The sequence below is a fragment of the Chryseobacterium sp. UF-81 genome (assembly GCF_058245105.1).
In genome coordinates, this window is sequence record NZ_JBSIBX010000015.1 from 90,052 (window position 1) to 116,431 (window position 26,380).

Genomic DNA, 26,380 nt, shown 5'->3' on the forward strand with positions numbered 1-26,380 from the left:
TGAAGCAAAACCTATTTTGAATTTGAAAATTTATTAATTTTAAAACATTAGAATACATACAAATGGACGATCAATTTTTGCTCAATCAACTAACTAAATCATTTTTTAATTTGTTTTCCAATACGAATGGGAAAAAGCCGGGCTTCGAAAGTATTAATGATATTTGTTTAAGTGAAACGATCATCATCAAAAAGGATAAAGGCAATGAAGAAATTTATAACCTTGACAGTTTTATTACTCCAAGAAAAAGAATTTTAACAGACGGAACGCTTACAGAATTTGAAGAATATGAAGTGGAAGAGGAAACAAAAATAGTTAATAATATTGCCCAACGCTCTTCTAAGTACCAAAAGCGTGGATACCTTAATGGTAATTATTTTGAAGGAAACGGCACTAAATTTTTTCAGTACATTAAAACTGCCAATGGCTGGAAAATAAATTCGGTTATTTGGGAAGACGAAAATATTTAGAATAAGACAAAAAGGAATATGGAGCATAAATATGGGATTTCTTTTGCCGAGGCGAAAGACTATGCTTTAACATCGGTAAAATCTGCCTTAATCAAAAAACTGGAAGCCGAAAAAATAATACAGCCATGAAAGAAGATACCCCCACAGAGTAAGGAAAGCATGTGAAAAGCGGACAGAAATCAATGAAGAAAAACAGTAATCAACTTTATTCCAGTTCCCTGACGAATAATGGGAAAACTCAATCCTTACTTAAAAACGCTGTTCCGGCACTCTTATCTCTTCAAAATAACCCTCCGCAACCGCTCTTCGTTCTGATCTCCCCAATTTCCCAATGCAGAAATAACAGGAATGAGTGTCTTTCCAAAATCTGTAAGATAATACTCTACTTTGGGCGGAAGCTGAGCATAAATAATTTTTGAAACCAGCTCATGTTCCTCCAGTTCTTTCAGCTGAATATTCAGGACCCGTCTTGAAGCATCGGGAATTTTGCGCTGCAGTTCACTCGGACGTTGATACCCTTCATTAATAAACCACAGCAAACGGATCTTCCATTTTCCGTAGAGCACTTCACCGATCAGGTCAAGGCCGCAATTTAAGTTCAAAGGAATTTTTCTTTCATACATACTGTAAAATTAGCCCAATGTTCTAAAATGTACAATAGGGGAAAAATTAATCCCTATGCAATTCGATTTTCCCTTATTGCCGGAAATGAAGTTACTTCTGAAATTTGTACCAAAGAATTTAACACATGAAAGAACAGTTTAATTTCAACAACGAACTGAAAGACAAAACAGCTTTGGTCACAGGAGGGACCAAAGGAGCAGGAAGAGCCATCGCAGAAAGACTATTGAGCGCAGGAGCTACAGTTATTATTGTTGCAAGAAACCCACCCGAAGAGAAAAACCCGGACCTGCATTTTATTTCAGCAGATCTCAGCACCTCTCAGGGAACTCAAAAAGTAGTGGAAGAAGTTGTACAGAAATTCGGGAAACTCGATATTTTAGTCAACAATCTTGGAGGCTCAGAGACCAAAGGCGGAGGCTTCGCCGTTTTGACCGACGAGGACTGGCTGCACTCGCTGCAGACCAATCTTTTATCACCGGTACGCCTGGACAGAGGTTTCTTACCACAAATGATCGAGAGGAAAACCGGTGTCATTATTCATATTGCCTCTATTCAGGCAAGATTACCATTATACGACAGCACATTGCCCTATGCCGCTGCAAAGGCCGGCTTACTGAATTACAGCAAAAGCTTATCCAACGAAGTTGCTTCAAAAGGTGTGCGGGTTTTAACCGTTTCACCAGGCTGGATCATGACCACAGCTTCTACAAGAATGATGGAACGGATCGCTGAAAGCAATAAAAGCACCGTAGAACAAGCTACACAAAGTGTAATGGATGCACTGGGAGGAATTCCTTTCGGAAGACCGGCAAAACCAGAAGAAATAGCTGAACTTGTAGGCTTCCTGGTGTCACCAAGAGCTAATTATCTCACAGGAACCGAATACATCATTGACGGAGGAACGATACCAACCATTTGATAATTGATAATTGATAATTGATAATTGATAATTGATAATTGATAATTGATAATTGATAATTTAAAACAAAATAAAATGAATTTACCTAACATCATTTCAAAATTAGTGAAAGCACAAAATGAATTTGACAGCCATGCCTATGCTGATTGTTTTACCAACACCGCAGTCGTATTTGACGAAGGCAAAACACACAACGGAAAAACAGAAATACAAAACTGGATTGACGCCGCCAACAAAGAATACAAAGCCATTATGAAACCTTTAGACTACAGTGAAAGAGACAATGTTTTATCAGCTGAAATTTCAGGCACATTTCCCGGAAGTCCGTTAATTTTGAAATATCATTTCGAATTAAACGGGGGATTTATTGAATCACTGAAAATTACAACCTAGGTTCAATAGTACAATCATCCGTATTTCTCCCGCTTTATATGGATACAATACATCTTATATTACTATTTATCACATACAGAATTATCATTCAAATAGGTTAGTTGGTATCTTTTTTGATCATAAAATATTCAAAACCAAACAAATACAACTTATGATTAAAAAATTATTCTCGAGCTGTCTATTCATGACAGTAATATTCCTGTCTTCGTGTGATAAGGATCACAGTAGATCACAGGTAAACGATAGTGAAGTATCAATTAAAACAGTTTCAATGGTAACTTTTGGTACCATGGCTGTAGCACTTCTTGTAGCCTACAGCTCACGAAGAAGATAGCATGATAAAACAGATACAATTAAAAAGCACCCGTTTGGAAATCAAACGGGTGCTTTATCTTTACTATAATGATTAATTACATATAGGCTTCAATCGGTTCACAAGTACAAACCAGGTTTCTGTCTCCATATGCTTCATCCACTCTGGATACAGAAGCGAAGAATTTGTGGTCTCTTACCCATTCCAGCGGATAAGCTGCCTTTTCTCTGCTGTATGGTTTATCCCATGAATCTGAGATCACCAGCTGTTCTGTGTGAGGGGCGTTTTTAAGGACATTGTTGGCCTGATCTGCCTCTCCGTTGGCAATCTCATCAATCTCTTTTTTGATTGAAATTAATGCCTCAGCAAAACGGTCGATTTCAGACTTGCTTTCAGATTCTGTAGGTTCGATCATTAATGTTCCTGCTACCGGGAAAGAAACCGTAGGTGCATGGAATCCGTAGTCCATCAGTCTCTTCGCCACATCAGCTACTTCAATGCCTAAAGATTTGAACTGGCGGAAATCTACGATACACTCGTGAGCCACTCTTCCACTTCTGTTTGAGTACAGGATCGGGAAATGTTCGGCCAATATCGCTTTAAGGTAATTGGCATTCAGGATCGCATGTCCTGTTGCTTTTTTCAGTCCATCCGTTCCTAACATCTTAATGTAAGAATAAGAAATGTTAAGGATCAGACCCGAACCGTAAGGTGCTGCAGAAATCCCTTCGATCGCTTCTTTAGCCCCGATTTTGATATTCGCATTGGAAGGAAGGAAAGGAACCAGGTGCTTAGCCACACAAATAGGACCAACTCCAGGACCTCCTCCTCCGTGAGGAATAGCAAATGTTTTATGTAAGTTCAGGTGGCATACATCTGCTCCGATGTTTCCTGGACTTGTGAATCCTACCTGAGCGTTCATATTGGCACCGTCCATATATACCTGCCCGCCATGTTGGTGAATCAGGCTTGTAATTTCTTTAATATTGTCATCAAAGAATCCGTAAGTGGAAGGATACGTGATCATTACACAAGATAAATTCTCAGAATTCTGCTCTGTTTTAGCTTTTAAATCTTCGAAATCGATTTCTCCGCTTTCAAGATTTTTCACGACTACGATTTTCATTCCTGCCATTGCTGCAGAAGCCGGGTTGGTTCCGTGTGCAGACTGAGGGATCAATACTACATTTCTGTGGCCTTCACCTCTTGAAATGTGATATTCTCTGATCACCATTAATCCTGCATATTCTCCCTGAGCTCCTGAGTTCGGCTGTAGAGAAGTTCCTGCAAAGCCTGTGATTTCAGCAAGGTCTTTTTCAAGTTCTTTGATCATTTCCTGGTAACCTCCGGCCTGGTCTACCGGTACAAACGGGTGAACAGCTCCCCAATTATCCCACGAAAGTGGCAACATCTGAGTAGCCGCGTTCAGTTTCATTGTACAAGAACCAAGAGAGATCATTGAATGGGTCAATGATAAATCTTTTCTTTCCAAACGTTTGATGTAACGCATCAATTCCGTTTCAGTATGGTATTTGTTGAATACGCTTTCCGTAAGAATCTCGTCTTTTCTTAAGTTCTCTTCAGGGATGCTGTATCCTTCTTTAATTTCTAATTTGAAAGTCTGCTTATCTTTAAACTGAGCGAAAGAAGCCATCAGGATATTTAATTTATCCAATGTAGTACTTTCATTGATTGCAATGCTTACAACACCTTCTGTGAAATAATTTAGATTGATTTTATGATCAAGCATCATCCTTGACAATCTTCCTTTCTCGTCTTCGTTCATTGTGATTTTCACCGTATCAAAGATAGGCTCTTCAACAACCTGATATCCTAACGCTTTAAGACCATTTTTCAAAGCGTTTGCTTTAAAGTGGATCTGATCAGCAATATAGTTTAATCCTTTAGGACCGTGATACACCGCATACATCCCTGCCATTACCGCAAGAAGTACCTGTGCTGTACATATATTGGAAGTTGCTCTTTCTCTTTTGATGTGCTGCTCTCTGGTCTGAAGCGCCATTCTCAGTGCACGTTTTCCGTACATATCCTGAGAAACCCCGATGATTCTTCCCGGAATATCTCTTTTGTAATCTTCCCTGCAAGAGAAAAATGCTGCGTGAGGACCTCCGTACCCCAATGGAATACCGAATCTCTGTGAAGTTCCAACGGCACAGTCAGCGCCCATAGAAGCCGGTGATTTCAATTTAACCAAAGCCATCGGATCACAAGCTACAACTACCTGTAAATCTAATTTTTTATAGTTTACGATATCTTCTGTGTAATCTAAAACAATCCCGTTCTTACCCGGATATTGCAATAAGACACCGTAATACGTTTCGTCAAGCTGGTGAGTTTTGTGATCACCTTCCACGATTTCGATGGCTAAACCTTCTGCTTTGGTTTTTAAAACAGAAATTGTCTGAGGTAAAACAAGGTCGGAAACGAAGAATTTGTTGGCATTAGCTTTCTTCTGATCCTTCGTTCTGTTGTTAAAGAACATGTGCATCGCCTCGGCAGCAGCTGTAGATTCATCTAAAAGTGAAGCATTAGCCAGGTCAAAGCCTGTAAGATCACACACTACAGTCTGGAAATTAAGAAGTGCTTCCAGTCTTCCCTGGGCAATTTCCGCCTGATAAGGAGTATACGCCGTGTACCAGCTTGGGTTTTCAAAGATATTTCTCTGAATAGCTGATGGCAAAAGGGTATTGTGATATCCAAAACCAATGTAGCTCGTATAATCAGTATTCTTCGATGCCAAATCTTTCGAATGGTTCAGCATTTCGTATTCTGAAAGCGGTGCCGAGATCTCAAGATCTTTCTCTAAACGGATAGAAGAAGGAATGGTCTGAGAAATTAGTTCTTCAATACTTGAAACGCCCAATTTTTCCAACATCGCCTGTTTATCGGCTTCATTAAGGGAAATGTGACGGCTCACAAACTGTTCTGTATTCATTTTTATTTATTAGATTTTGTTCGTAAAAAAGATTCGTAAAATTACAATTTTTTAAACGACTGTACAAGAGTACAAAATTGCCGAAACGTTAGCGAAAAACTTATACCTGTTTTAAAAAGAATAAAGTAACATCTGTTTATTATAGAAAATTTAACAGCCAAACTTTTCATCTCTCAATATATTGTTTTGCTAAATTGACAGGACAATTTATAATTTACAGGCATAATCTGTAAAACCACGATGATCGATTTGAAATTCTTCACCAGGTAAAGCTTTACCGATTTAAATGCTCTTCTGTGTTAAGTTTATTCAGTCTAAATTTTAAACTTTCTGCTCCGGATGCCTATCATTTCAGGGAAACCTGTCAAATATAAAATGTGTATTTCAGCTTGAAAACCTGATAATGAATTCAAGTTAAACACACTGATATACAGATGTTATAACATTTATGAAATTTTATTAATTATATTTATTCTAAATTAATATATTTGCAACATGAATATGATTACCCCATTTAAAGTACCGCCTTTATCTCCAGTGTATGCATTCAATAATGAAGACATGTTTTGTGAAAAGAAATCATGTTGTAAGAAATTCAAAAAAGGGAAAAGATGCAAAAAGTGTCCGGGAAGAAAAAAAATGGCCTAACTAACCGAAGTTTCTGAGCAGGAAATATATCGCTGCCGCCAAAATAAGAATTCCCCAGATCAGCATCATGATCTTTGGCTGTCCGGACCTGTTGATCGGTGTTCTGGGCTGAGGCTTAAACATTTCTTCCACACTGTTTTTGAACTGAGCAGCATCATTTTCAAAAACTTCCGTAATCGTAATTCCCTGTACCGCAGTTTTGTGAAGCTGAGAATTTGTAGCATGCAGCAGCAGCTGGAATTTCCCGTCTTTAAATTCTGTGATCTTAAATATCCGTTCTCCAAAAGGCTTTTCAAGACCGAAAGGCAGTATTTTTACCACATCGGCATTATTCGTCTGCCAGTTAATGATAATCTCCTCTCCTTTTTTTGCATGAATTTTATTGGACGTAAATGTTTTAATGGAAGGCGGAATATTGTACCTGAAACTTTTCTGATGACTCTCTAAATTCTGATCGTAAGTGCGTCTCTTTGCTGAATCACTCAATATTTCATATGCTTCCTGAATTTCACGGAAGCGCCCGGCAAAGAAATCATCGTTATCGTTTTTGTCCGGATGGTATTTTAAAGATAATTTTCTATAAGCCTTTTTGATGTCTTCTTCTGAAGCATCCGGAGAAATCCCGAGAAAATAGTAGTAGTCTTTCATTGAACTATACAAAAATAGGAATTTATTTTTTTTATCATTATTCTGCAGGATAAAATGTGGCCTTATTTTGAGGATAAATTCTGCTTCTTAGTATTTCAGCTATAGCATCGGTGGCTTCGAGAACCTCAGCCACCTATAACTTACAACCAATCGTTTAAATTTATGATACATTCATTGTTCCTATTTCGCAAGGTTGCAATGTTGGTGGCTGAGGCTCTCGAAGCCACCATTATTGAGATTGCTTCGCTACGCTCGCAATGACAATGGTCTATACAAAAAAATTCCGGTGCGGGAAGCTTTGCTTCCCGCACCGGAATTAACAATTTCAATTTAGTTATTACTGCTTATGCTTCTGCAGTATTGTCCTTATTTCCTGTTCTGCAGCATCTTGAAGCAAATTCTTTTTTGAATTTTCCTTTCAGTTCCTGATACTGTTCTTCATTCATTTCTCTGATCTTATCTGCAAGACCGAAAGGTGATTTTTCTTTGATTCCGTATTCATTGAAGATACCTTTCATAAATCTTTTTCTCTGTGCTATTTTTTTAGCAGCCAATGCTACCCCAACAACAGCTAATGCTCCAAGAGCTCCTTTTAATGCTGAATTTTTCATTTTTTAAAAATTTTAAATTTTACTACTTCTTGTTTTTTATATAGACGAATGAATTTTAAATTTACTTTACTACTTCTTAAAAATTTTCAAATTATTCGTTGGTTTTATTGTTCCTGTTAAAGAATCCGCCTGCACATTTTTCTCTCCAGACTTCTTTAAATTTTTCTCTTTCTTCAGGAGACAGATGCTGCATTTTTTCTCTCATCTTTCTTTCCTTAAAATCTCTCATCCCCTTTCCGAAATGGAAGCCTCCAAAAAGAATTTTACTTAAAATCAGAATTCCCATTGCCTGCCAGAATGTAATAGATTTCACACCCAGGATTTCGGGAAGCAGGCAGTTCCAAAGAGACATGACGATCCATGTAACTCCCAGTAAAATCAACGGTGGACATAGAAATAAAAAAATCCACCCTTTTTTATGTTTATGATTCATATCTTTCTTTTTTACTAACTATTTAAATCTTCGTATAATTTTCTCAATCTGTTTCTCAAATGCTTTACAGCATAGTTTTTCCGACTGATAATTGTTTTTATATTTTCTCCCTGCTCGTTGGCGATTTCTTGGAGCGTTTTGTCGTTAAGTTCATTTTCAACGTAGACGAGCCTTTGTTTTTCAGGTAATTCATCGAGCGCTTCAAAAAGTTTTTTCCAGATTTCATCCTGAAACATTTTCACTTCCGGCCCTGCACTTTCGTCCAGCAACAAGATATCTTTGATGGAAAAACTTCCGTCTTCATCTTCATAGACGAAGTCTTCAAGATTTTCGGTTTTCTTTTTGCGGTAACGGTCTGTTATTTTATTTGCTGTTACCCTGTACAGCCAGCCGCCTACATTCACAATCTCAGAAAGATTGGTCAGACTGCTGAACTGAAACCACACTTCCTGCAGAATATCTTCCGCATCTTCTGTGTTTTTCACTTTCGGACGAATATAAGACATCAGCTTTCCTCCGTACTTTGAAACGGTTTGTGAGATGATACTTGCTTTCTCCTCCTGTGGCATTGTTATTTCTTCGACAACCTCCATATTGCTATGACGATCTGCCTTTTGGTTTTACTTTAATAAATTTAAAAAAAATTATTGACTGTTGAGATTTTGTTTCTGGATGCGGGTTTGGGAGTAAGAGAGTTTTAGAGTAGGAGATGAAAGAAAGATGGAAGGAATATGATCCGAGATTCCTGTTGCGAGTTAATGGATTATTACTTTTGAGTATTTGAATTGTAAATAATCACTCCTCAATCTCAATCTTACTTAAACTTCAGCCTCAATCTCATGTCTGAAATCTGACATCTGGCATCTTGACTCTTGGCTCTTGGTTCTTGACTCTATCCAAAAAAAACGGAAAGCATTACACCCTCCGTCTCTATCATTATAAAAATGAATATTATTTTTTGTTGAAATTCTCAGCAAAGAAGCCCAGCATATATTTGTACAGCTCCAATCTGTTCGGTTCTTTTCCGAATCCATGTCCTTCATCATATTTTACCAAGTATGGAACTTCAAAGCCTTTTGCACGCATTGCTTTTACAATCTGGTCGGATTCATTGATATTGACTCTTGGATCATTGGCTCCCTGCACTACAAATAAAGGTTTTTTGATTTTATCAATCTGGAAAACCGGAGAAACTTCTTTGGCTATTTTTGCTTCTTCAGGGTTGTCAAGATCATACCAGATCTGCTTTACCATTTCTTTGTAAGGCTTCCAGTATTCAGGGAAGGAATCGAAGAAGGTGAAAATATTGGATACTCCCACATAATCCACACCACAGGCATAAAGATCCGGAGTTTTGATTAATCCCATCAGGGTAGCATACCCACCGTGGCTTCCGCCATAGATTGCAATTTTATCTTTATCTACCCAACCCTGCTCTATGACATATTTTACACCATCTTCCACATCATCCATTGCTTTTCTTCCGATCTGCTTATACCCTGCTTTCTGGAATTCTTTTCCATATCCTCCGGAAATTCTGAAGTTCACCTGAAGCGTCGCATATCCCCTGCTTGCAAAAAGCTGTGTTTCCGGGTTGAATCCCCATTCATCACGGATTCCCTGCGGACCGCCGTGAGGGTTAACAATCAAAGGCACCTTTTTGCCTTCAAGAGCGGCTTTAGGAAGGGTGATGTATCCGCGGATGGTTAATCCGTCCCTGCTTTTGAATTCGATAGGCCTCATCTCTGCCATATCTTCTTCTTTCAGCTGAGGCATCAGGTTATAAAGAAGATTTATCTTTTTGCTTTTTGTATCGTATTCATAATATGCTCCATAGAATTTGTCGCTTCCCACATACACCAAAAGTTTATCATTATTGTCATCTGAAGAAACAATAGAAAACTGTTTGTCTTTAAATTCAGATTTCAGCCTGGCATCAATTTCTTTATAGAACTGGCTTACCGGAACGGTTTCACTTTTGATCCCGTCATAGCTCACGTAATCGAGCTCATAGTTCCTGTTTTTACCGGCAACACTTATGGAGCTTACATCAAAGACAGGATTGGCATATACTTCTTTAATTACAGCATTCTTCTTCAGATCATAAAGTACAATTCTGGATTTGTCACTGTCCAGATTGGTAACAACATACGCCTCATCTTTATTTTTGGAATTATCATTAAGTCCTATGATACTGAAAGTGTCTTTCCAGTCTGTAGATTTAAGCAGGTTAAATTTCCCGGTCTGCAGGTCTTTATAATAAGTCTTGGTGGTCAATCCGTTCTCAAGAACAGTATATCCTCTGAGATTGCCTTCTTTATCAAAAATATAATCATCAATAGGACTGTTGACATCTTTATTTTCGTAAAGCTGGGTTATTTCTCCCGTATTGAAATTGATTTTATAAGGCTCAAAGATCTGCTTGTTGTTTTTATTCATGGTCACCACAACAAATTCCGTATCTTTTATCAGCTTAACAGTTCCCAGTGTAATCCCGTCAAAAGGAGTCAGATCTTTAAGATTTTTCCCGTCGATATCTGCTGCGTAAAGATGGATATTTTCATTACCTCCTTTATCCTGAGTAAAGAAAAGACGTTTTTTATCAAGCCAGCCATAGCTCTTGATAAGGTCGTCCTTTTCTACAATCGCTTTGGTGATTTTGCCTGTTTTCAATTCTTTTACATAGACATGGTTCTTCTTGTCCTTATCTTTTTCTTTGTAGGAAAGATACTGTCCATCCGGAGATATTTTAAACTGTGAAGCATTGGGTCTTGCAAAGTAATCTTCTACTTTATATTTGAAGTTCCTTTTATCGTAAGAAATCAGTTTCTCAAGATTTGCTTTAGTGGATGGGAGCGTAGGATCGCCCGGCAGTTTTGCCGTTGAAGTCTGTGCATTAATCATAATTGCTGACAGTACGACCTGAGCCGCACCAAAAATTTTAGTATTAATATTCATAATTCATATTTTGGATGGTTAAATAATCTATCACTGATTTTAAAATTAATTAAAACCTTCTCTATAATATGACATCTTAACCCTCAAAATGTTACATAGATTAAGAAATTTTATGAAAAAGAAGTAACAATAATAGTTTGTCTCTAATTCAGGTAAATTCCAAAATACCAGGTCCATGCAATCAGGATAAGCTGCATTGGGATTCTTTCTTTAAAAAGATAATTCATACCCGGCCCGGTATAATCTCCTTTGAAAATATTGATGTTTTTTCTGGAAGAATTGATATTGGCGATAAAAACCAAAATATAAAAGATGATGAGCAGTATGGCCGTTGTTTCTCTTATTGAAGGAATCATCAGCCCTATTCCCGCAGCAATCTCAAGCACCCCTGTAAAATACACCCAAAACATTTTTCCGGGAACAAAATCAGGGATCATCATGGCCATTCCTTTCTGAAACCTAAAATGGGAAAATCCTGTAAATACAATGAACACAGCCATACCCAGATTTCCTGAAAATAAAAAGTCCGGCTTCCCCTGAAATATATAAGTTCCTACCAGAGCAAGAATAAATGTTGCGAAAAGAATTGTTAATAATTTCATATTATGTTCGTATTTACTGTTATAGAAAGATAGTATAAATTTTGTACAAATAACCCTTACAGGTTTAGAAACTGTAAGGGTCTTGTTATTTTTAAATAAATTTATTTTGTTATGCTTTTTCAGCTAGGTTTTTGACCACTTCCAGCCCTTGCTTAAATCCTTTATCCATGTGATCCTCCCATTCTTTATCGACCTGTACTTCAACATGAAGCTTTGTTTTCCCTTCCAGATCAATAAGAATGTATTTTTCGAAACAGCCGCTCCATTCTATAACTTCTTTGCTTTGCGTGTCTTCATTCCCTTCGTTATCTACCATTCCCAGATGTTTAAAAATAATCTGGTTAGGTTCATCCAGGCTGTCAATGGTTGATACCATTCCTGCACCTTCTGCGTTCACGAAGTAGGTTTTTCCGCCCACTTTCCAGTCGGATTTCATTTGGGATCCGGAACCGAAAAATTTTGTCCATTCGGTATAGGTATCCGGATTCCATAGGACGTTCCAGACTTTCTGTAATGAAGCGTCGATGATAATTTCATAGGATAGGGTTTCCATATTTTATATTTTTGTGGTTGTTTTTTTACAATTGATTTTCTGAAAGATTTTTCACGATTCCCAAAGCGACTGGGAATTTTTCTTCAAAAAAGCTTTTAAATTCTTCGGGGGTCTGAATTTCAATCTTAAGTATCGTCCCTATTGGTGTCTCTTCTAAAATATAGCCTTCCGTGGCTTCACCCCAATCCTGTTCACTTTCTACACCTCCATAAATTTCGCCAAGGTGCAGAAATTTCATTTCTTTATGGGGTATATTTTTTTCAACCCGGCTGTACATTCCGTTATTATTCGGATCAAAAAATTTCATAATACTTCCTTCTTCAAAAGTTCCCATATAGAAAGAACCTTCTGTAAATGCTGTTGTCCACTGTCTGTATGTCATATCACTCCAAAGCACATCCCAAACTTTTTCAGGAGGTGCATCGATTTGGATCTCAAAAAATAATTTCTGCATTGTTTTTTTATTTAGATATTAGATGGTTAGAAGTTAGTTTTTAAACATTAGATTTTAGATCATAGATGTCGCATTTTTCTAACTTCTAACTTCTAACTTCTAATTTCTTGTTTCTATTTCAATCAGCCTCCTACAAAATCTCCTCCATTGATATGGATCACTTCTCCTGTAATATAATCTGCATCTTTAGAGGCAAGAAAAACATAAGCCGGAGCTACTTCTGATGGCTGTCCTGCCCGTTTAAGGGGTGTATCTTTTCCAAATGTTGACAGATCATCAAAGGTTTCTTTTACCAGAGGCGTCCATATAGGCCCGGGAGCAATTCCGTTGACCAGAATTTTCTTTTCTGCAAGATTGGTTGAAAGGGAACGGATAAAAGACAGAATAGCTCCTTTGGTAGCTGCATAATCAATCAGGTGATCACTTCCTCTATATGCCGTCACGGATGTTGTGCAGATGATCCGGCCACCTTCACCTATCAGGGGTAAAAAATCTCTCGTAAAAGAGATCATGGAGATAATGTTGGTATTAAAAGTTTCCTGAATCTGCTCATCAGAAATCTTTTCCAGACTGTTTTTTGAAGTGTGGATCCCTGCATTATTGACCAGAATATCCAGATCCTTCCAGTCCTTTTTTATCTTTTCCACACATTTTGTCCTGAACGCTTTTTTTGTGAGATCACCCTTTATGAGAATGCATTGCCGGCCTTCTTCTTCAACCAGTCGTTTTGTTTCTTTGGCATCGTCATCACTTTCTTTGTAAATAATGGCGACATCTGCACCTTCTCTTGCGAAATGAACGGCTACAGCCTGGCCTATTCCGCTGTCTCCACCTGAAATAACAGCCTTTTTTCCTTTGAGTTTTTCACTTCCCCGGTAATCATTACGGATAATTTCCGGAAATAGTCCTTCCTTGGGAACTTTTGATTTAGATTGTGATCTGTTCTGTGTTTTCATAAGCAAATCTTTTTATAAATCACATCAAACAGCAAGCCGAAAACTGAAATTTAAAAGAGTGGTACAGGAAAAAATAAATACAAAAACAGGCAAATCCGTTGTTTATTTTACGAATTATAAGCTTCTTCCAGGTCCTTTATGATAATCTTCTGCATTTTCATCATCGCCTGTACTACTTTTTGTGATTTTGACTGATCTGAATCGTTCATCAGCTGAATAAGCCTTTTCGGAACAATCTGCCAGCTGAGCCCATATCTGTCTTTCAGCCATCCGCACATGCTTTCCCGTCCGCCATCTGAAATAAGGATATTCCAAAGATGATCAGTCTGTTCCTGGTCGTCCGTCATGATCACAATAGAGATACCTTCATTAAAATCAAACGGATGATCATAAGAATTATCCATGCAGAAGAAGCTGTAACCATCAATGGTAAAATGGGCATGCTGTATGTTTTCAGACGGTTCGGATATAGGATGTCCTTCTCCACCTTCGCCGTACTTCAGGATATTTCCAATGCTCGAATTGGGAAATGTACTGGTATAAAACTCCATGGCTTCCCTTGCTTTTCCATTATTCTGATGAATAAACATCAAGGTAGGAATGATTTTCTGAGTCTCCGGTTTATCGCCTAAAAACAGCTGCCAGGTAACGCCATATTTGTCCTGCACCCAGCCATATTTCTGGCTCCAGGAATAGGAATCGAGAGGCATGAGGGCAATTCCTCCTTCCACAAGTTTGTCCCAATATTGCTGTACTTCGTCTTCTGTTTTACAGATAACCATGAAGGAAACTGAAGCATTCTTTTTAAAATGAGGACCGCCGTTCAGCAGCATCAATTTCTGCCCGAACAGATCAATGTTCATAACTACGGGAGTATCTGCGGTAACCTTTCCGCCAAAGACCTCGCAATAGAATTCTGCTGCCTCTTTCGACTCTCCGTCAAACCAGAGACATGGAAAAATATCGTTATTCATACTATTTAATTTAGGGGTGAAAAATATAGTTTATTATCATCGCTGAAAAAGTATCATGCAATGATGAGGGTATCCGGTATTTTTATAATAATTAGTTCCTGAAAGAAACCTGGTGCTCTTCCATATGGTTTTTCAGTCTTTCCATAGCATTTCTTCCGAAACCATGAAGGTTCATGATCTCTTCTTCGGAATAGTCCGAAAGTTTTTCAAGAGAATCAATTTTTTCTCTTTCCAAAGCTCTTCTTGCCGGTACCGCAATAATGCCAGACAGGAAATTATTATTTTTAACAACATGATTGACAGCACAAATGGAGCTTAAACATTTTGCCATTATAACCAGATTTATCATGACTGAAGCTGAGTATTTTAGTGTTTTTCAACATACTTGTGAAAATTATTGAGAATAGCATACCAGCCATCCCGCTGCATTTCCACAGAATTTTGTTTTTCAGGGTCAAAAATTTCGGTAACCTTTGTAGTGTTTTCGTCTATCTTATCAAAAATGACTTCAACTTTCCGGCCGTCTTCAAGGTGGTATTTAATGGTGGAATTCGTGACTACTTCATCATAAATTCCTTCGAATTCAAAACCGAAGCTTTTATCTTTTGCTTCCATTCTGGTTTTAAACTTCCCACCCACTCTTAGATCATTCTCTGAACTGGGACAGTGCCAGGATTCATCGGCAAAATTCCATTTTGTGATATGTTGGGGGTCATTAAAATAATTCCAAACCTTTTCTACCGGCGCTAAAATTGTGATATCTATCTTAATTGGGTTCATCGTTCTATTTTTAATGTTAAAATAAGAAGGCAGTCCGGGTTTGAACTGCCCTCAATAAATTTAGTTAAATATAAGATTATTTTGCAGATTCTTCATTATAGTTCACCATCCAATGAACTCCATATTTATCCTGGAAGCTTCCGAAGTAGTCTCCCCAGAACTGGTCTTCAATCGGCATTTCTATATTCCCACCTTCAGAAAGCCCTTTGAAGAGTCTATCCGCTTCTTCTTTGGATTCCGGGAAAATGGATACATAATTATTATTCCCTACGTTAAGGGTCTGCCCGAAGCTTGGAACAATATCCGAAGCCATAAGCAGGTCATCTCCTATTGGCAGGGCAATATGCATCACCCTGTTTTTCTCTTCGTCTGTTAAGTTTTCGGTTCCGGGAGCATTGCCCATTTTGAAAACTTCTCCACGGAATTCTCCTCCGAAAACAGATTTATAAAAGTTGAAAGCTTCTTCTGCTTTCCCGTCAAAATTTAAGTACGGATTTAATTTAGCCATGATTTCTTATTTTTAAATGTTATTGTTAATTAGTTTAATGTAAGTTTTATAGTGAACCATTAAGGTTTATTTTAAGCTGTTAAGAATATTAAGATCGTTGCGTTCAACTTAAAGATATATCCTAACTAAACTTAAAATCTTCATATGTCTTAATGATTTAAAAATTTTGCAACCTCACTTACTGTAAAGTTTATAAGATCGGAATCTGTGTTTCCTTCAAAGTCTGCCATCATATAGGAACCATGGCCTGCCGGAAGGATCATCAGCCGGGATTCGGGGACGAGACGCCACATTTCCACTACATGTTCAGGTTTCATCACATCTTTGTCTCCGCTTATAAATAAGGCAGGAGCCTTTATGGATGTTAAAACTTTCTCATCCCAGTCTTGAAAGGTCTGCATCCTTTTGCTGTCTTTATCGAAGAGGTTTTCAAGTTTTGAAAAATCAGGATTCAGGTTGAGGAAATTGACCTTAAGAGGTTCAGGCATTGATTCCAGGGTGGCTTCTGCCATGCTTTCGAAAAAGCCGTCCATCATTCCGTTTCTTTTATAGAATGCAGATGCAATGATGATCTTTTCTGTTATTTCTGGGTAAAGATGCGCAATCTGCATCACTGTGCTTCCACCGTTACTGAACCCCCAGAATAAAGCTTTCCCGATATGAAGCTCCTTCAAAAGAGCCGCTACGTCACGGGCATCCTGCTCAAAAGTTTCGGGAATATCGCGGTGATCGGTGAGACCGTGGTTCTGCAGATCAATACCTATGAGCTGAAACTGATTTTCAAGCCTGGAAATGATTTCTTTAAAATCAAACCGGATGGAAGACCCTCCGCCATGAATAAGTACCAGAGGCTTTCCTGAACCGTAGATCTCGTAGTACATCCGGATTCCGTTGACCTGTTTGTGGCCTTTTTCTTTAGGTTCCATACTTAATACTTTAGATTTTCATCTACATCATATTTCATTCCCGGATACTCCAGAATTCGTCTCATAAGACCTATCTGCCCGCATAAATAATCTTCGCGGCCGATACACATTCCTACGAAATTGAGTTTGGTTTCAGGAACAAAAGGAATATTCATCCCGATTTCAAAGATTTCATCCAGCTCTTCATCTGTAACTTCCAAGAGCTTCTGGTATACTTTCGGCGAAATGTCATGGAAATTTTTCTCCAGCTCATCCAAGCCCGGATAGTTGAAACTTTCGTCCAGGGCCTTTCCCTGAAAGAAAAGGTCACTGTGCGGATCTTCATCCCTGAGTCCTAAAACCCAGCCCAGGCCATAACGCATATTGACAAAGTTTCCTGCCATCCAGACGATATGGTTGGTTTTTCCTTCAATTCTTTTCAAAGCATCTTCTTCCGAAATACCGTCCAAAACATTGAGAAAGTTTTGAGAGTGCATTCTGTATGCGGGAATAACGAGCTCTATTTTTTTTGATTTTGGTGTGTCCATTATTTAATTTTTAGTAATTGGTGTGTTTGCAGGAAGGTGAAGTCCTTCTACGGTTTTTAAATTTTAAGCGTGGTTATTTTATAGCACCGGGTTTTCCTAAGATTCTCCTGAGATAGCCCAGCTGTCCGCTATGATAAATTTCGTGAAGACAAAAGATAGCAAAATCATTAATGGCTTCAGGGTTAAACTTTTCCATACTGATAAGTTTTGCTTCGAGCCTGTCCTGAGACTTTTGAAGGTAAGATTTTAGTTCTCCAAAATTGATCAGTTCATCTTTTCTTTCCAGTGGAATCTCTCCTCTGTTGTAGCAGGAAAATTTATCGTTGTCCCAGACAGATTCTTCACCAAGGGCATTCAGAAATGCATTTCTTATGTAAATTAAATGTCCCAGAATCCAGTTCAGGCAATTAGCTTCATCATTTGGGAAGATCATAGATTCTTCGTGGGTAATGCCTTCGGTATTCATTGAAATGACTTTGTAGTTGCTGAATACCTGAACTTTCACTATTTCAATATCGTTTGATTTTGTTTCCATAACGGTAGATTTTATTGTGGTTCCACAAATTATGCAGACAGGTTATTATTTTATTCAGCAGGCATTTGGGAAACATCGGCAAATGTGATATTCCAGCCATGTCCGTCTAAATCCCAAAAGGAGTTTTGATACATCCATCCGTAATCCTGAGGTTCTTCGTGTTGTGAAGCTCCATTTTCTACGGCTGTATTCACTACCTGATCAACCTCTTCACGGCTGCTCAGAGCAATGGCAACAAGAACCTGTGTTGTATCGCCTTTCGGAACAGGTCTTTCTGAAAAAGTCTGGAAGTATTCTTCTGTGAGGAACATTACGTAAATATTGTCTTCCTTCATCACAACGCAAACCGCTTTATCATCTGAAAACTGTTCATTAATTGAAAATCCGAGCTTAGTCCAGAATTCTCTTGTTTTCTGTACGTCTTTTACGGGAAGGTTGACATAAATTTGATTGGCTTTCATAACTGTAATTTTTTTGTGTTAAACTTTTAACCAAAATTACCAAGCCTTAATGAAAATCAACTTGCCATAAGACAAGATTTAATTTTTCTTCGAATGGGATACGATTTCTTTACGGATACGGCTTAAAGAAGTGTCTGTAACTCCCAGATAAGATGCAATCTGTTTGAGGGGTGCAAACTGTACCACCTGAGGTTTCTGCTCCAAAAGATTAAGATAACGCCTGGTGGCGGAAAGGGTAAACATTTCTACAGAGCGCTGCTTATAGACAAAAAGCTCTTTTGACATCCATGCTCTGCCCCATTCTCTGAGGTTGGGTATTTTATGAAAAAGCTCCTGGAACATTTCATAATCAAATCTCCAGCATTCGCAGTCTGTGATACAAATGATATTTTCCTGGGATGGAATTCTCTGAAAAAGCGACAATACTTCAATAATAATCTCGTTATCGGCGAAAAAATGCGTGGTTACTTCATTTCCGCTGAAGTCATTCACATATGAACGGGCAAGGCCTTTTTCCAGAATATAATATTCATTGGCCGTCTTTCCTTCTTCCAGAATACTGTCTCCTTTCTGGAAGGAAACTTTTTCGTGAGCCTTAAATATTTGGTCAAGCTCCTCCTGAAGAAAAAACGGGAAGTCGTAACAGATTTCTAAAGCTTTGCTTATCATTGAGTTGTTGCTTTTAAGGCTTTAAAAATATAATTTTTAATTGAATCCGGAATAAAAAAATTAAACAGTTTTTTATGCACCCTTCAAAGCTGTATTTTTCCACTATTTCAAAGGAGGGCATGAATAGGTCGTAAGGACCTAATAGATTATTATTATTAAAAATTTAAGGATTAAAATTTCCGGGCGCTCCTTCTTTACATCAGAATAAGGAAAGCTGAATAGGTTTCGGATTTTTAGGCGGCTGTGCGTCACCGAATACCGTCTTTCCACCGAAGCGCCATGAATTCTGTCTTTCTTCCTCAATAACCTGTTGGATATCAAAATCGGGAGTGAAATCTCTTTCGGTGTCGGCAACAATCTGGTGCAGCTTATGTAGAGTTTTCAGTTTATCAGAATTTCCAAGCTTTGATTTTTCAATTCCTTTTCTGAGAATGCTGATGCTTTCATCATAGGTTTTGGTAGGAACCGGAAAAGGATGCCCGTCCTTTCCGCCATGGGCAAAGGAAAACCTTGCCGGATCGGCGAATCTTGAGGGTGCTCCGTGGATAACTTCACTCACTAATGCTAAGGACTGCATGGTCCTGGGTCCCACTCCTTCCAGCATTAAAAGGTCTTCAAAATTCTGAGGCTGCTGCTCCCGGGTCATATATAAAAGAGCTCCGAGACGTTTCAAATCAACATCTGAAGCCTGTACATCATGATGAGCCGGAAGAATTAACCTTGAAAAATCCTTCATTACATCAATAGAATCGGTATGGGAAATGTCCAGAATTCCTTTCCGGTTTTCCGAGGCTTCAGCATCCGTGAGATTAAGGATTCTTCCTCTTGAAATACCATTGATTCCTGTGTGAGGTTCTTCTATGAATGATTTAATATTTCCTGAATGCCAGTGATACCGTCTTGCAGTACCATCGGTCTCATGCATTCCCTGCTGCACTACGCTCCAGCTTCCATTATCTGCCAAGATGAAATTATGCAGATAGAGCTGGTAACCATCATGAATGGCAGTATTATCCACTTTTGCGGAAAGTTTGCTGGCTCGTACAAGTTCATGACCGTTCAGGCCTGTTTTATCAGCAATCTGAAGGAGCTCTGACGGGGTTTCTCTTGAGAATTTGCCCTTTCCTCCACAAATATAAAGCCCCAGTGATTTTGAATTGGGATTTATAGACCGTTTCAAAGCACCCATCACAGAAGTTGTGATTCCTGAGGAATGCCAGTCCATACCCATCACAGCCCCAAAACTCTGGAACCAGAAGGGATCTGCAAGCCTGCGGAGCACCTCATCTTTTCCGTAATCCATAAGGATCACTTCAATCATGGAAAGCCCGAGCACAGACATACGCTCGTACAGCCACGGCGGTACTTTTCCGTAGTGTAAAGGCAGATCTGCTGTTCCTGAACGTTTCATTGTATTTTAAAGTGTAAAGATAACTATTATACGGTTTATTTTTAATGATTTGAATCACCAGTTCTGAGATAATAGTTTTGGATTAAGCCTTTAGGCTGCTTTTATAAAGTCCGTAAATAAATTAATGAATAGAGAAAAAGTCAAGATCTTTATGTTTTTCTTCAATGTATTTCTCATTGAAAGTAATGGTATTTCCGAACGGATCATTCACCGTGAAAGATACAGCACCATAAAATGTTTTCTCGAGTCCCGGACGGTTGTATTTATATTTTTTATCAATCAATTCTCTGCGGTATTCAGGAATTCCTTCGCCCCAGATCATGATTCTGGTTCCGGGTGTTCCGTCTCCGTGATGTTCACTTAAATGAAAAACTATATCCCCTTTTTTCACTTCCATGTAAACCGGGGTATTTTCTTCAAAATAGTGTTCCCACACTACTTCAAAACCCAACCAGTCCACATAAAACTGTATAGTTTTTTCATAGTCAAAGATTCTCAGAATAGGAATGATCTGTGTTGCTTTCATCATAAAATTTTTATTTACTGATGCGAAAGTATATTGATTAAGTTTCCAAACGGATCTTTTACAAAGAACCTTCTTACTCCCCAGTCTTCATCGGCAATGCCGTAAGTGATTTCAAAACCGGCCTGCTGTATTTTTTGGTAGAGCTCATCCACATGGTCTACTTCCATTGAAAGCAGAGGAACTTCTGTATCGTTTCCGCCCTGAGTGGCAAAACTTACCTGAACCGCCGCTTTTTCATGATTCCCGAAAGTTTTGATCCAGCCGTGGTCCATCAGGATTTCAAGACCCAGAATATCTTTATAAAAACGATCTGCTTCCTCTAAATGATCTGTTTTTATATTGGCTACAATTCTTTTTACCATTTTATACAAATTGAGAGTTTACAGTATCAATCACTGCTAATAATAAGTTCTTACAATTTTCTGTAAAAGCAGAAGCGTTGAGAAGCTTGAGCAGTAAATTCTTCTGTTAAATTTAATCATTTTCATGCCATTAACTGTTCTAATGTGATAAAAAGTAACCCAGGAACTCAATTATTATTCAACCATGGTTTAGAATTACTGTAACTCGTTTATATTTTTCAGAGTCAAAAAAAGCCTTGTGAATGAGCTTTCCACAAGGCTTTATACGATCTTATTATGATATTACTTCAATGCGTCAATTGCTGCGCTGTAATTAGGTTCTGTGGTGATTTCCGGAACCTGCTCTGTATAGACTATCTTGTTATTTTCGTCTGTAACAATCACAGCACGGCTTAGTAATCCTTTCATAGGTGAATCCGTAATGGTTACTCCATAATCATCTCCAAAGCTGCTTCTGAAATCCGAAAGTGTTTCTACATTGTTTAAGCCTTCAGCTGCACAGAATCTACCTAATGCAAAAGGAAGATCTTTGGAAACATTAATCACTACTGTATTATCAAGCTTTGAAGCTTCTTCATTGAATTTTCTTGCAGAAGCGGCGCAAATCCCTGTATCAATGCTCGGGAAAACATTAAATACTTTCTTTTTTCCATCAAAATCTGAAAGAAGCTTCACATTCAGACCAGAATCTACCAATGCAAAATCGTTTACGGTTGTTCCAACTGACGGAAGAGTTCCTATTGTATTCACTTCGTTTCCTTTAAGGGTAATCGTTGACATAATTTTATTTTTTTAGTTTTTCAAATTTACTTAAAATAGAAAGTTTCCGGAGTCTAATAAAGGTTAAATAATTCTTAAAGTGGAAATAAATATCCTTAAACATAAGCTATTCTTTAAGCTAAAGTTCCGGTAACCGGAAAACTGGCTGGCAACACTATTCTATTTTTATTTTCAGGTTTAAAGATAAAATTTCGGCTACAAAGTAAAATCAGAGATAACAAATGTTTAAAAATAGATGCCGGCTTGTTTTTTTATGCAAAATAACTCTATAAAACAATCATATTTAGTAAATTTGTGATTCTTAAAAATCAAATAATAAATACACAGTATAATGTCAGACAAATCAAAAATCTATTACACCCTTACGGATGAGGCTCCAATGTTGGCAACACACTCGTTTTTACCCATTGTAAAAGCTTTTACAAAATCAGCAAACATTGAAATTGCAGTTCCGGATATTTCTTTGGCTGGAAGAATTTTGGCTAACTTCCCTGAGTTTTTGAAAGACGACCAGAAAATCGGTGATGCTTTGGCTGAGCTGGGTCAGTTGGCAACTCAACCGGATGCAAACATTATCAAATTACCCAATATTTCGGCTTCAGCTCCTCAGCTTGATGAGGCTATCGCTGAATTACAGTCTAAAGGTTTCGCAGTACCCAATTATCCTGCAGAGCCTAAGAATGATGAAGAAAAAGCAATCAAAGCTAAATATGCCAAAGTTTTAGGAAGTGCTGTAAACCCGGTGTTAAGAGAAGGAAATTCTGACAGACGTGCGCCAAAAGCGGTTAAAAACTATGCAAAAGCCAATCCTCACAGAATGGGAGACTGGGCTTCTGACAGCAAAACAGACGTTGCTCACATGGCAGGAGGAGATTTCTACGGAACTGAAACTTCAACCACTGTAGAAAACGCTACAAAATTCAAAATTACATTCAAAGGGAATGACGGTGCTGAAACTTTACTAAAGGATTTCGCAGGTCTTCAGGCCGGAGAGGTAATTGATTCTTCTGTAATGAATTTAAACTCATTAAAAGCATTTGTGCAGCAGGCTATTGATGAGGCTAAAAACAAAAATGTACTTCTTTCTGCCCACCTGAAAGCTACGATGATGAAGATCTCTGATCCTATTATTTTCGGAGCTATCGTTGAAACTTATTTCAAAGATGTTTTCATTAAATATGCAGAGACATTCAAGTCATTAGATGTTAACCCAAATAACGGTCTTGCCGATCTTTTTGAAAAAATCAAAGGAAATGCCCAGGAAGCTGAGATTAAAGCTGACATTGAAGCTGCTTTAGCCAACGGACCAAGAGTGGCTATGGTAAATTCCGACAAAGGTATTACCAACTTCCACGTTCCTTCTGACATCATTGTTGACGCATCTATGGCGGCACTGGTAAGAGGAGGCGGTAAAATGTGGAACAAGGATGGGAACGAGGAAGATACAGTATGCATCATCCCTGACCGTTCTTATGCAGGTTTCTATCAGGCTGTTATTGATGATATGAAAGCCCACGGAAAACTGGATCCTACGACTATGGGTTCTGTTCCGAACGTAGGTTTGATGGCTCAAAAAGCTGAAGAATATGGTTCTCACGACAAAACTTTCCAGGCAACAGCAGACGGAACTATTGAAGTTCAGGATGAGGCAGGAAACGTTCTTCTTTCTCAAAAAGTTGAAAAAGGAGATATCTTCAGAATGTGTCAGACTAAAGATGCTCCTATCCAGGACTGGGTGAAACTGGCTGTAAACAGATCAAGACTTTCTGATACACCTGCTATTTTCTGGTTAGATAAAGGAAGAGCACACGACAGAGAGATCATCAAAAAAGTAGAGAAATATCTTAAGGATCATGATACAGCAGGTCTTGACATCAGAATTCTTGATGTAAAAGATGCGATGACTGAGACGCTTAAAAGAGCAAGAGAAGGAAAAGATACGATTTCTGTTTCAGGAAACGTATTAAGAGATTATTTAACTGACCTTTTCCCTATCCTTGAATTGGGTACTTCAGCTAAAATGCTTTCTATTGTTCCATTAATGAACGGAGGAGGTTTATTTGAAACAGGTGCCGGAGGTTCTGCTCCAAAGCACATTGAGCAGTTCTTAGAAGAAGGTTACCTTAGATGGGATTCCTTAGGTGAATTCTTAGCGCTTCAGGCTTCTTTAGAGCATTTGGCACAGACTCAGGGAAATACTAAATCTCAGGTTCTGGCTGATGCATTGGATGAAGCCAACGCTAAATTCTTAGCTACTGATAAATCCCCTGCGAGAAAAGTAGGCCAGATTGATAACAGAGGTTCTCACTTCTATTTAGCAATGTACTGGGCAGAAGCTTTAGCTAACCAGACAGCAGACGCTGAATTGGCAGCTCATTTTGCTCCGGTTGCAGCAGCTCTTCAGGAAAGTGAAGCAGTGATTAACGAAGAATTAATCAGCGCTCAGGGTAAACCTCAGAACATTGACGGTTACTACAAAACTGATACGTACAAAACGTATGCAGCAATGAGACCTAGTACTGTTTTAAATGAAATTATTGACGGAATTTAATTTCTGAATTGATACAAATGAAAGCTCCTTTTTTAAGGAGCTTTTTTATTTTAAATACTTTTTTAAACAGATCATACAATTTTTCAAAGGTCTTCTGTGATCTCCCGATCGATCATTTAAACAATAATTTTCCCGGATGTCCTGCACTATTCCGTAGGTTCAGTTTCTTCTTTGCCTTTAAAAATTCCATTTTCACCTTTTGATTTGTCCGGTTCGCCCACCTTTACATTTCAAAATTTCCTTTAAGCCTATACTTTTGAGCCATAAAAATAAATCATTATGGACTCAGTAAAGAAAAAAAGGAATGTAAAACCCATTGCCATAGTATTTCTGGCAGTACTAGGGATCTTTGCAGTATTGCAGTTTACCAATCAACCTTTGGAAGGACAGCCTGTTTCTAAAAAGATCGAGGCACCACGCGAAGTTCTTGCCATTTTGGAAAACTCTTGTTTTAATTGTCATTCCAATCAGCAGAATTTAAGCTGGTACGACAAAATTGCTCCGATTTCCTGGGCGGTAAACAAAGATGTGAAAAGAGCCAGAGAAGTTTTGAACTTTTCAGAATGGAATTATTCACCGGCTGAACATCAAGGGAAGATGTATGCCATTTTGAATATGATGCAAAGCGGAAAAATGCCTCTTCATGAGTATACACTGCTCCATCCATCAGCAAAAATCACGGAAAAAGATATTGAAGCGGTTAAAAAATATACTTTTTCATTATCCGCCCTATCTCCTGTAAAACAAGAAAAAGACCTTCAACACAACGTTCAGGCCAATCATAGCCCTGACCCGGCAAAATTTCCTGTTTCCCCCAATGGAATCCGGTATACAGATGAGTTTAAAAACTGGAAAGTGATCAGCATGAGTACCCTTTTTGACAAATCCATCCGTGTCATTTATGGAAATGATATTGCGGTAAAAGCGATTGAAACAGAGAATTTTCATCCGTGGCCCGATGGAAGCATCGTTGTAAAGTCAGTGTGGAAACAGGAAAATTTTGCAGACGGAGAAGTGAGAGCCGGGGAATTCATCAATGCTCAGTTTATGGTGAAAGACTCTAAAAAATATACAGATACAGAAGGCTGGGGATTTGCCAAATTTTCAGGAAATGATCTTCATCCGACAGGAAAAACAGCCTCTTTCGCAAAAGAATCCTGTATTGCCTGCCATCGGCAGTTAGCTGAAAAAACGGGCTATTTATTTGATGTCCCAATGAAAGTCAATACCGAAAGATTAATTAAAAACCTTGAGAAATAATGAAAAAAATACTATTTATCATACTGTCAGCCTGCGGTTTATTCACTGCCTGTAAAATTGATGAGCCGGACAAAGATCTAAAACGCGTTGTTTTCGATCCGGGAGATCTAAAATTTATTTCCACATCACTCAATCCGAAAAAGAAAACTTCCTCTGCACTGTATGGAAACGCTGAAGCCTCAGCCTCTTTGTCAGGTGAAAATAATCAGCTTAAAAATGGATCGGTGATGAAATTAGTTACATGGAAGTACCATGATAATCCACAATATACCGGAGGAACTATTACAGGGGAACTATTAAGTATAGAAACCATTCAGGCTGATCATAACGGAGATGTTTTTTATCAGATAAAAAGCACTTCAGAAAATAAAGACATTAATGCCAACAAGGAAGAAAGGATACAATATATCATGAGCTATAGACCTGTAAAAAGACCTTAAAAAACACTCAGAAGCTGATTTCAGTTTCTGAGTGTTTTTTATAATGATCAATTTTGATAATACAAAGCCAATAATCAATTTACAGGAAAAATTCACCGGCAAAGCAAATTCACAATTGACGATTCATCCTTT

At 38.2% G+C, this 26,380-nt stretch carries 30 protein-coding genes; 6 read left to right on the top strand and 24 right to left on the bottom strand.

Translation table 11 applies throughout. The features are described 5' to 3' along the window. Positions 1–62: 62 nt before the first annotated feature. Entirely contained in the window at positions 63–470 is a 408-nt protein-coding gene (locus AC4IFE_RS18300; RefSeq protein WP_131705330.1) for a DUF4440 domain-containing protein, read from the top strand. A 272-nt stretch (positions 471–742) separates the two neighbouring features. Here AC4IFE_RS18300 and AC4IFE_RS18305 read toward each other — a convergent pair whose 3' ends face one another. Further along, positions 743–1,093 (bottom strand): winged helix-turn-helix transcriptional regulator, encoded by a 351-nt coding sequence (locus AC4IFE_RS18305; protein WP_490758565.1) that lies wholly within the window; start codon positions 1,091–1,093, stop codon positions 743–745. Between the two features lie 125 nt (positions 1,094–1,218). On the opposite strand from AC4IFE_RS18305, the gene AC4IFE_RS18310 reads away from it, so the two are divergent. Continuing rightward, the gene (locus tag AC4IFE_RS18310) at positions 1,219–2,013 is read left to right on the top strand and encodes an SDR family oxidoreductase (RefSeq protein WP_490758566.1); all 795 of its coding nucleotides are present in this window, start codon (positions 1,219–1,221) and stop codon (positions 2,011–2,013) included. Positions 2,014–2,088: 75 nt separating this feature from the next. Then, the gene (locus tag AC4IFE_RS18315) at positions 2,089–2,406 is read left to right on the top strand and encodes a nuclear transport factor 2 family protein (RefSeq protein WP_490758567.1); all 318 of its coding nucleotides are present in this window, start codon (positions 2,089–2,091) and stop codon (positions 2,404–2,406) included. Between the two features lie 410 nt (positions 2,407–2,816). Here the strand turns inward: AC4IFE_RS18315 and gcvP are convergent, their stop codons facing one another. The 23 genes from gcvP to tpx all read right to left on the bottom strand — a co-directional run bounded on the left by gcvP (position 2,817) and on the right by tpx (position 21,997). Next, a complete protein-coding gene (gene gcvP, locus AC4IFE_RS18320) occupies positions 2,817–5,675 on the bottom strand; it encodes an aminomethyl-transferring glycine dehydrogenase (RefSeq protein WP_490758568.1) in 2,859 nt (952 codons plus the stop codon). Positions 5,676–6,323: 648 nt separating this feature from the next. Then, positions 6,324–6,971: a J domain-containing protein gene (locus tag AC4IFE_RS18325; RefSeq protein ID WP_490758569.1), complete on the bottom strand. Its 648-nt coding sequence runs from the start codon at positions 6,969–6,971 to the stop codon at positions 6,324–6,326. Between the two features lie 344 nt (positions 6,972–7,315). Continuing rightward, positions 7,316–7,582, bottom strand: coding sequence for a hypothetical protein (locus AC4IFE_RS18330; RefSeq protein WP_490758570.1), 267 nt, complete (start codon positions 7,580–7,582; stop codon positions 7,316–7,318). Between the two features lie 91 nt (positions 7,583–7,673). Next, positions 7,674–8,015: a hypothetical protein gene (locus AC4IFE_RS18335; RefSeq protein ID WP_490758571.1), complete on the bottom strand. Its 342-nt coding sequence runs from the start codon at positions 8,013–8,015 to the stop codon at positions 7,674–7,676. Positions 8,016–8,029: 14 nt separating this feature from the next. Beyond that, the gene (locus AC4IFE_RS18340; protein WP_490758572.1) at positions 8,030–8,608 is read right to left on the bottom strand and encodes an RNA polymerase sigma factor; all 579 of its coding nucleotides are present in this window, start codon (positions 8,606–8,608) and stop codon (positions 8,030–8,032) included. 358 nt (positions 8,609–8,966) lie between these two features. Further along, positions 8,967–10,973 (bottom strand): S9 family peptidase, encoded by a 2,007-nt coding sequence (locus AC4IFE_RS18345; RefSeq protein WP_490758573.1) that lies wholly within the window; start codon positions 10,971–10,973, stop codon positions 8,967–8,969. Positions 10,974–11,116: 143 nt separating this feature from the next. Next, on the bottom strand, positions 11,117–11,575 hold the full coding sequence (locus tag AC4IFE_RS18350) for a DoxX family protein (RefSeq protein ID WP_490758574.1): 459 nt from the start codon (positions 11,573–11,575) through the stop codon (positions 11,117–11,119). Positions 11,576–11,684: 109 nt separating this feature from the next. Beyond that, on the bottom strand, positions 11,685–12,128 hold the full coding sequence (locus AC4IFE_RS18355) for an SRPBCC family protein (protein WP_490758575.1): 444 nt from the start codon (positions 12,126–12,128) through the stop codon (positions 11,685–11,687). 25 nt (positions 12,129–12,153) lie between these two features. Continuing rightward, positions 12,154–12,582 (bottom strand): SRPBCC family protein, encoded by a 429-nt coding sequence (locus AC4IFE_RS18360; RefSeq protein ID WP_490758576.1) that lies wholly within the window; start codon positions 12,580–12,582, stop codon positions 12,154–12,156. Positions 12,583–12,704: 122 nt separating this feature from the next. Next, a complete protein-coding gene (locus AC4IFE_RS18365; RefSeq protein ID WP_490758577.1) occupies positions 12,705–13,538 on the bottom strand; it encodes an SDR family oxidoreductase in 834 nt (277 codons plus the stop codon). Between the two features lie 107 nt (positions 13,539–13,645). After that, positions 13,646–14,512 (bottom strand): VOC family protein, encoded by an 867-nt coding sequence (locus AC4IFE_RS18370; RefSeq protein ID WP_490758578.1) that lies wholly within the window; start codon positions 14,510–14,512, stop codon positions 13,646–13,648. A gap of 91 nt (positions 14,513–14,603) precedes the next feature. Continuing rightward, positions 14,604–14,843, bottom strand: a complete 240-nt coding sequence (locus AC4IFE_RS18375) for a helix-hairpin-helix domain-containing protein (RefSeq protein ID WP_490758579.1) — start codon at positions 14,841–14,843, stop codon at positions 14,604–14,606. A 35-nt stretch (positions 14,844–14,878) separates the two neighbouring features. Further along, the gene (locus AC4IFE_RS18380; protein ID WP_490758580.1) at positions 14,879–15,292 is read right to left on the bottom strand and encodes an SRPBCC family protein; all 414 of its coding nucleotides are present in this window, start codon (positions 15,290–15,292) and stop codon (positions 14,879–14,881) included. 76 nt (positions 15,293–15,368) lie between these two features. Then, on the bottom strand, positions 15,369–15,800 hold the full coding sequence (locus AC4IFE_RS18385) for a VOC family protein (RefSeq protein WP_490758581.1): 432 nt from the start codon (positions 15,798–15,800) through the stop codon (positions 15,369–15,371). A 149-nt stretch (positions 15,801–15,949) separates the two neighbouring features. Further along, a complete protein-coding gene (locus tag AC4IFE_RS18390) occupies positions 15,950–16,726 on the bottom strand; it encodes an alpha/beta fold hydrolase (protein ID WP_490758582.1) in 777 nt (258 codons plus the stop codon). A 2-nt stretch (positions 16,727–16,728) separates the two neighbouring features. Continuing rightward, positions 16,729–17,253, bottom strand: coding sequence for a DinB family protein (locus AC4IFE_RS18395; protein ID WP_490758583.1), 525 nt, complete (start codon positions 17,251–17,253; stop codon positions 16,729–16,731). A gap of 73 nt (positions 17,254–17,326) precedes the next feature. After that, the gene (locus AC4IFE_RS18400; RefSeq protein ID WP_490758584.1) at positions 17,327–17,788 is read right to left on the bottom strand and encodes a hypothetical protein; all 462 of its coding nucleotides are present in this window, start codon (positions 17,786–17,788) and stop codon (positions 17,327–17,329) included. A 50-nt stretch (positions 17,789–17,838) separates the two neighbouring features. Then, positions 17,839–18,249, bottom strand: coding sequence for a VOC family protein (locus tag AC4IFE_RS18405; protein WP_490758585.1), 411 nt, complete (start codon positions 18,247–18,249; stop codon positions 17,839–17,841). A gap of 78 nt (positions 18,250–18,327) precedes the next feature. Then, the gene (locus AC4IFE_RS18410) at positions 18,328–18,918 is read right to left on the bottom strand and encodes a Crp/Fnr family transcriptional regulator (RefSeq protein WP_490758586.1); all 591 of its coding nucleotides are present in this window, start codon (positions 18,916–18,918) and stop codon (positions 18,328–18,330) included. A gap of 199 nt (positions 18,919–19,117) precedes the next feature. Next, positions 19,118–20,329, bottom strand: a complete 1,212-nt coding sequence (locus AC4IFE_RS18415; RefSeq protein ID WP_490758587.1) for a DUF763 domain-containing protein — start codon at positions 20,327–20,329, stop codon at positions 19,118–19,120. A gap of 121 nt (positions 20,330–20,450) precedes the next feature. After that, complete coding sequence (locus AC4IFE_RS18420) at positions 20,451–20,858, bottom strand: glyoxalase superfamily protein (RefSeq protein WP_490758588.1); 408 nt, start codon at positions 20,856–20,858, stop codon at positions 20,451–20,453. An 11-nt stretch (positions 20,859–20,869) separates the two neighbouring features. Continuing rightward, a complete protein-coding gene (locus AC4IFE_RS18425; RefSeq protein ID WP_490758589.1) occupies positions 20,870–21,217 on the bottom strand; it encodes a VOC family protein in 348 nt (115 codons plus the stop codon). 282 nt (positions 21,218–21,499) lie between these two features. Next, positions 21,500–21,997 carry a thiol peroxidase gene (tpx, locus tag AC4IFE_RS18430; RefSeq protein WP_490758590.1) on the bottom strand — a complete coding sequence of 166 codons (498 nt, stop codon included), beginning with the start codon at positions 21,995–21,997 and terminating at the stop codon, positions 21,500–21,502. Between the two features lie 331 nt (positions 21,998–22,328). Here tpx and AC4IFE_RS18435 point away from each other — a divergent pair, with 331 nt between their 5' ends. The 3 genes from AC4IFE_RS18435 to AC4IFE_RS18445 all read left to right on the top strand — a co-directional run bounded on the left by AC4IFE_RS18435 (position 22,329) and on the right by AC4IFE_RS18445 (position 26,248). Next, positions 22,329–24,548 carry an NADP-dependent isocitrate dehydrogenase gene (locus tag AC4IFE_RS18435; RefSeq protein ID WP_490758591.1) on the top strand — a complete coding sequence of 740 codons (2,220 nt, stop codon included), beginning with the start codon at positions 22,329–22,331 and terminating at the stop codon, positions 24,546–24,548. A gap of 279 nt (positions 24,549–24,827) precedes the next feature. Then, on the top strand, positions 24,828–25,808 hold the full coding sequence (locus AC4IFE_RS18440; RefSeq protein WP_490758592.1) for a heme-binding domain-containing protein: 981 nt from the start codon (positions 24,828–24,830) through the stop codon (positions 25,806–25,808). Next, entirely contained in the window at positions 25,808–26,248 is a 441-nt protein-coding gene (locus AC4IFE_RS18445; protein WP_490758593.1) for a hypothetical protein, read from the top strand. The genes AC4IFE_RS18440 and AC4IFE_RS18445 overlap by 1 nt, the downstream gene beginning before the upstream one ends. The last annotated feature ends 132 nt before the right edge of the window (positions 26,249–26,380 follow it).

Bases quoted from the DNA above. Each gene is read 5' to 3' on its own strand.
- AC4IFE_RS18385 (WP_490758581.1), bottom strand. From the start codon at position 15,800: ATGGCTAAATTAAATCCGTACTTAAATTTTGACGGGAAAGCAGAAGAA.
- AC4IFE_RS18350 (WP_490758574.1), bottom strand. From the start codon at position 11,575: ATGAAATTATTAACAATTCTTTTCGCAACATTTATTCTTGCTCTGGTA.
- AC4IFE_RS18380 (WP_490758580.1), bottom strand. From the start codon at position 15,292: ATGAACCCAATTAAGATAGATATCACAATTTTAGCGCCGGTAGAAAAG.
- AC4IFE_RS18405 (WP_490758585.1), bottom strand. From the start codon at position 18,249: ATGAAAGCCAATCAAATTTATGTCAACCTTCCCGTAAAAGACGTACAG.
- AC4IFE_RS18345 (WP_490758573.1), bottom strand. From the start codon at position 10,973: ATGAATATTAATACTAAAATTTTTGGTGCGGCTCAGGTCGTACTGTCA.
- AC4IFE_RS18445 (WP_490758593.1), top strand. From the start codon at position 25,808: ATGAAAAAAATACTATTTATCATACTGTCAGCCTGCGGTTTATTCACT.
- tpx (WP_490758590.1), bottom strand. From the start codon at position 21,997: ATGTCAACGATTACCCTTAAAGGAAACGAAGTGAATACAATAGGAACT.
- AC4IFE_RS18410 (WP_490758586.1), bottom strand. From the start codon at position 18,918: ATGATAAGCAAAGCTTTAGAAATCTGTTACGACTTCCCGTTTTTTCTT.
- AC4IFE_RS18415 (WP_490758587.1), bottom strand. From the start codon at position 20,329: ATGAAACGTTCAGGAACAGCAGATCTGCCTTTACACTACGGAAAAGTA.
- AC4IFE_RS18425 (WP_490758589.1), bottom strand. From the start codon at position 21,217: ATGGTAAAAAGAATTGTAGCCAATATAAAAACAGATCATTTAGAGGAA.
- AC4IFE_RS18400 (WP_490758584.1), bottom strand. From the start codon at position 17,788: ATGGAAACAAAATCAAACGATATTGAAATAGTGAAAGTTCAGGTATTC.
- AC4IFE_RS18300 (WP_131705330.1), top strand. From the start codon at position 63: ATGGACGATCAATTTTTGCTCAATCAACTAACTAAATCATTTTTTAAT.
- AC4IFE_RS18330 (WP_490758570.1), bottom strand. From the start codon at position 7,582: ATGAAAAATTCAGCATTAAAAGGAGCTCTTGGAGCATTAGCTGTTGTT.
- AC4IFE_RS18365 (WP_490758577.1), bottom strand. From the start codon at position 13,538: ATGAAAACACAGAACAGATCACAATCTAAATCAAAAGTTCCCAAGGAA.
- AC4IFE_RS18305 (WP_490758565.1), bottom strand. From the start codon at position 1,093: ATGTATGAAAGAAAAATTCCTTTGAACTTAAATTGCGGCCTTGACCTG.
- AC4IFE_RS18375 (WP_490758579.1), bottom strand. From the start codon at position 14,843: ATGGCAAAATGTTTAAGCTCCATTTGTGCTGTCAATCATGTTGTTAAA.
- AC4IFE_RS18440 (WP_490758592.1), top strand. From the start codon at position 24,828: ATGGACTCAGTAAAGAAAAAAAGGAATGTAAAACCCATTGCCATAGTA.
- AC4IFE_RS18335 (WP_490758571.1), bottom strand. From the start codon at position 8,015: ATGAATCATAAACATAAAAAAGGGTGGATTTTTTTATTTCTATGTCCA.
- AC4IFE_RS18315 (WP_490758567.1), top strand. From the start codon at position 2,089: ATGAATTTACCTAACATCATTTCAAAATTAGTGAAAGCACAAAATGAA.
- AC4IFE_RS18395 (WP_490758583.1), bottom strand. From the start codon at position 17,253: ATGGACACACCAAAATCAAAAAAAATAGAGCTCGTTATTCCCGCATAC.
- AC4IFE_RS18370 (WP_490758578.1), bottom strand. From the start codon at position 14,512: ATGAATAACGATATTTTTCCATGTCTCTGGTTTGACGGAGAGTCGAAA.
- AC4IFE_RS18355 (WP_490758575.1), bottom strand. From the start codon at position 12,128: ATGGAAACCCTATCCTATGAAATTATCATCGACGCTTCATTACAGAAA.
- AC4IFE_RS18435 (WP_490758591.1), top strand. From the start codon at position 22,329: ATGTCAGACAAATCAAAAATCTATTACACCCTTACGGATGAGGCTCCA.
- AC4IFE_RS18390 (WP_490758582.1), bottom strand. From the start codon at position 16,726: ATGGAACCTAAAGAAAAAGGCCACAAACAGGTCAACGGAATCCGGATG.
- AC4IFE_RS18360 (WP_490758576.1), bottom strand. From the start codon at position 12,582: ATGCAGAAATTATTTTTTGAGATCCAAATCGATGCACCTCCTGAAAAA.
- AC4IFE_RS18310 (WP_490758566.1), top strand. From the start codon at position 1,219: ATGAAAGAACAGTTTAATTTCAACAACGAACTGAAAGACAAAACAGCT.
- gcvP (WP_490758568.1), bottom strand. From the start codon at position 5,675: ATGAATACAGAACAGTTTGTGAGCCGTCACATTTCCCTTAATGAAGCC.
- AC4IFE_RS18420 (WP_490758588.1), bottom strand. From the start codon at position 20,858: ATGATGAAAGCAACACAGATCATTCCTATTCTGAGAATCTTTGACTAT.
- AC4IFE_RS18325 (WP_490758569.1), bottom strand. From the start codon at position 6,971: ATGAAAGACTACTACTATTTTCTCGGGATTTCTCCGGATGCTTCAGAA.
- AC4IFE_RS18340 (WP_490758572.1), bottom strand. From the start codon at position 8,608: ATGGAGGTTGTCGAAGAAATAACAATGCCACAGGAGGAGAAAGCAAGT.